Source organism: Paenibacillus sp. AR247 (genome assembly GCF_002968895.1).
Lineage (GTDB): Bacteria > Bacillota > Bacilli > Paenibacillales > Paenibacillaceae > Paenibacillus_AQ > Paenibacillus_AQ favisporus.
Window position 1 is genome coordinate 2,195,322 of the sequence record NZ_PCZT01000009.1, and the last position, 1,977, is coordinate 2,197,298.

Genomic DNA, 1,977 nt, shown 5'->3' on the forward strand with positions numbered 1-1,977 from the left:
ATCAATCCTTAGATCCCTCGAATCTGCCCCTCTATTCGGTTCAACCTGGATATCATATTGTTTTTTCTTTCTCGGAATGATGGCTCTTTCGACCCGGTTCCTCACTTGAGCAGCACCCTGCATTTTCTGCTATAGTACTTTCTACCGTTTCCAGTTCAACACTCATTGCCATGCCTCCATTCCTGTATAAAGATCCTTACAAACGTATTGGTTTACTCCATATATCACGGCATGATTAATCTCTTGTACTCAATATATACCCCCCACCCCTATAAAGTCAAGTTGGTAACACCCATTAAGTCTCTGCCGGCAAATCACCTAAAATTAGCCGGAGTCAAAAAACTTCAGCCACAATGTGACTGAAGTTAAAAAGATTACATCGATTTAGAGATGTCGGAGCCAGCCTTTTTTGGTGAACGAATGAAGATCAATGCCAATAATGCGCCAATAAATGCAACGATACCCGACCACAAGAATGCAGCTTGAAATCCACTGTTCAGAGCTACCATTGGATCACCACCTGCTTGTGCCGAAGTCGTTGTTGCAGCAATGGCAACCATAATCGCCAAGCTGATCGCTGAACCAATCTGGTAGCTTGTATTGGCAAGCCCTGATGCAAGCCCTGCTTCTTCAGGCTTAGCTCCGTTCATCGCAGACATCATGGAAGGAATATAAGCCAGTGACATCCCGAGCGCACCTAAAAGTGAAGCCGGCAGCACATTCGCTAAGAAGGTTCCGTCTAGAGGCGTGTTCGTGGAGAACAGGATCATCGAACCTCCTAAGGCAGTCAAACCGATCACGATATTCGCTTTTACACCAATCTTGGTGATGAGCTTGCCCGTTATCGCAATCATGAAAATGGCGATGACAATGGTCATCGGCAGCAATGCAACACCGCCGGTAAAAGCTGAAAATTTCAAAACCTGCTGCATGTATAGATTGAGGAAGTACCAAAGCGGAATCCATCCTCCTGATAACATTAACAGTGCGATATTACCTGCTGCTAGATTAGGTGCCTTAAAAATTCCAAGAGGTACAAGGGGTTCCTTTTTGACCGCCTGAACAATGAGGAAGAGGATAAATAGAGCTAAACCTAAGATCAGTGTCCATATCGTCGTAGGTGCTCCCCATCCGTTATGTTCTGCGGTGACAATCCCATACACAATTAAAACTAATGCCGCTGTAACAAATACGGATCCTACGATATCAATGCTGCCTTTTCTGCGTGCTCCTTTTGCTAAAAGCCCGGGAGACAATATCAGGGCAAGAATTCCGACAGGGACGTTGATCAGAAATGTCCATTCCCAGCTTAGCCATTCGGTAATGACACCGCCAAGAAACACCCCCGCGGAACCACCTGCAGCAGCGGATGCCCCCCAGAATCCCAAAGCCTTTCCTAATTCCTTGGGATTTCCGCTAAATAACATCATAACGATCGTTAACGCGGATGGTGCAATGAGTGCAGAACCAAAGCCTTGGAGCGCTCGGCCAATGTTGAGTACGTTGTCGTTCCATGCTAGCCCTGCAAGTAACGAGGCTGCAGTTAGAATAAGAAACCCCCACATGAACATGCGTTTTTGTCCAAACAGATCAGACAACCGGCCCCCCAGCAATAGAAAGCCGCCAAAGAAAATAACATATGCGTTAAACACCCACTGTAAGCTTTCTTGGGAATATCCCAGCGCTTCTTTAATAGCGGGCAAAGCTACTCCGATAATTGATGTATCCATAATCACCATAAAATTCGCAAGGCATAACAATGCGAGTGCCATCCAGCGCCTCGGATCAGCCTGGGAAAGACCTTGAGACTGAGTTGTCATTTCTATAATCCTCCTTAAGAGAGATAAAACCGGTCCTTCATCCCTTTCACGCTCGTGACGGCCGTCAGTGAACGAGGTGATCAATACCATAAATTCCCGGCTTCGATGTGAATATAGTATAGCCCCTACCCTATATTGTCAAGCGGTTTATTTTTTC

At 46.0% G+C, this 1,977-nt stretch carries 1 protein-coding gene and 1 pseudogene; both read right to left on the reverse strand.

Going from position 1 to position 1,977, the window contains the following annotated elements:
* Positions 1–166: pseudogene (locus CPT76_RS40015) on the reverse strand (CsoR family transcriptional regulator); the annotation flags it as partial.
* Between the two features lie 208 nt (positions 167–374).
* The gene (locus tag CPT76_RS18795; protein WP_105443913.1) at positions 375–1,820 is read right to left on the reverse strand and encodes an MFS transporter; all 1,446 of its coding nucleotides are present in this window, start codon (positions 1,818–1,820) and stop codon (positions 375–377) included.
* Between the last annotated feature and the right edge of the window lie 157 nt (positions 1,821–1,977).

Coding starts and splice junctions, on each gene's coding strand:
- CPT76_RS18795 (WP_105443913.1), bottom strand. CDS start 1,820: ATGACAACTCAGTCTCAAGGTCTTTCCCAGGCTGATCCGAGGCGCTGG.